The 1,813-nt window shown below is 46.1% G+C and carries 2 protein-coding genes and 1 pseudogene; 1 reads left to right on the plus strand and 2 read right to left on the minus strand.

Annotation, left to right across the window (positions count from 1 at the left end; all coding sequences use genetic code 11):
* Positions 1-431: 431 nt before the first annotated feature.
* A complete protein-coding gene (locus tag AAKU61_RS22535; RefSeq protein WP_323492905.1) occupies positions 432-734 on the minus strand; it encodes a type II toxin-antitoxin system RelE/ParE family toxin in 303 nt (100 codons plus the stop codon).
* On the minus strand, positions 731-1,180 hold the full coding sequence (locus AAKU61_RS22540) for a hypothetical protein (protein WP_323492904.1): 450 nt from the start codon (positions 1,178-1,180) through the stop codon (positions 731-733). The genes AAKU61_RS22535 and AAKU61_RS22540 overlap by 4 nt, the downstream gene beginning before the upstream one ends.
* A gap of 274 nt (positions 1,181-1,454) precedes the next feature.
* On the opposite strand from AAKU61_RS22540, the pseudogene AAKU61_RS22545 reads away from it, so the two are divergent.
* Positions 1,455-1,727: pseudogene (locus AAKU61_RS22545) on the plus strand (transposase family protein); the annotation flags it as partial.
* Positions 1,728-1,813 lie beyond the last annotated feature (86 nt).

Raw genomic sequence — 1,813 nt, forward strand, 5'->3', positions numbered from 1 at the left:
TCATCTTGCCAGAAATGGCCGCTCCTTTCTCATCTATTTTGCGCTTCTCGCAATAAAATTACTCTCCGGTGTTTCGTTTTGCAAGAACCTCAATTGAATCTAAATTAAAGTTTAGACTGTAGGTGTAAATTCGTTACTTTTAAGCCGCTTATCATTATAGTTTTCTTATGACGTCTTGATGTCTTGAAGTGTCAAACAGCGTCGTAAATTTTCTAGTTGTCAGCGCGGGGCGTTTACAAAAAGCTTCACAGAAGCCCTTACGGCCATTGGATCGGCGATAATTTCCTGGACGCTGAATTTCAATTGAAGTGGAAAATTCTCTGCGCTGTTTAACACCGATTGCTTTATCCCGTCAAGATAACTGCTCAAGTCAGTCGTCATTTCCTGTTGAGCTGCCTTGGCGATTTGACATTCAAATTGGCGGCGAGAGTTTATAGCAGCGTCTTAATCTTCTTTGAACTGTTTGTCCAATTTATCGCAGTGGGAACAACGCTCAATATCTCAATTACATCTGCATTGATTCCGTAGACCATGATGTATTGATCCGAAAATACATACTCGCGTGTTCCCTTAATTCGCCCTCGCTTATATGTCACAATGCCAGTCAGCGCTTCCCCTTTGGCCTCAATCTGGTCGTCATGCTGGAAGGCCGACTCGATACTGACGTAATCCGATCGCCGCGCCATGATCTCGATCCGATCGTCAATCGCCTGCTGGTTCCAAACAACCCTCAAGATTTCGCCTCGCCCCTAGTCAGCATAGCGCGGGCGGCGTCTATGCGCTGTCTTGCATCTGCGGTCGATAACTGGGGGCGGGTGTCATCCATCGCACTTTGCACTCGCTGGCGGAAAAATTCGTCATATTCAGCCGCCTTGTGCGCATTCTTCAATTTTGCAGACTGATCCGGCCTTGTTCTGGACGGCAGGCTGCAAGTTTCATACTTGGCAGCATCTACGTCAAAATGGGCGATGCCAACATCTTTCAGATAATTGACCAGGGTTTCAAGTTTGCGGAATATACGGATCTGATGGCTGCGCTGAGCGGCCAAGGCACGCTCGGTCCTGCCATATTTGATGAGGATGCCCCAACCACCTTCTTGTCCGACCACATGCGCACTATGTACGGCACCGGCTTCCGCCAGTTTAGTTAAGGTCGTATGGTCTATCGTTTCAGCATGCATAGCTTCCTCCGTCTTTCGCAATCATCCAAACTGTCACTTTACGCGCAAGTACTTAATAATTGCAAGCCTTTATCTTAATAAACATGCGGCTGATTGAGTGCAAAACTAACAAATGTCGCATGGAAAAGCCAATTTTCGTAGCCTTCGAGAATCGTTTTACCCAATTTTCGTCGATCGCGATATTGCCGGACGTTGTAATAGGGTTTTGTCGCATTAACGTAAGCGACCATAGCATTAGTGTAGAGTTTTGCGTTTTCAAAATGCGGGGGTAAAGATGCTAACGACGAAGCGACTGCGCTTTCCATTAGAAGTGATTTTAGTTTGTATCCGTTGGTATGCAGCGTACCCGTTGAGCTATCGGCATATTGAGGAAATGATGGAAGAGCGAGGTGTCTTTGTCGATCATTCATCCATCAACCGGTGGTCGATCCGGTTCCTGCCCATGTTGGAGAAAGTATTTCGCCAACATAAGCGACAAGTTGGCACAAGCTGGCGTATGGATGAAACCTATATTAAGGTCAAAGGTGTTTGGAAATATCGTAAGCGTCCAACGCTACCATCTATGAACAGCAAATAATTTCATGCACTGTCCAGACTGGATCATTTTGGAGAGCAAAGTATGTCAAGAATCAA

It is taken from the genome of Undibacterium sp. GrIS 1.2, from assembly GCF_040544435.1.
GTDB lineage: Bacteria > Pseudomonadota > Gammaproteobacteria > Burkholderiales > Burkholderiaceae_D > Undibacterium.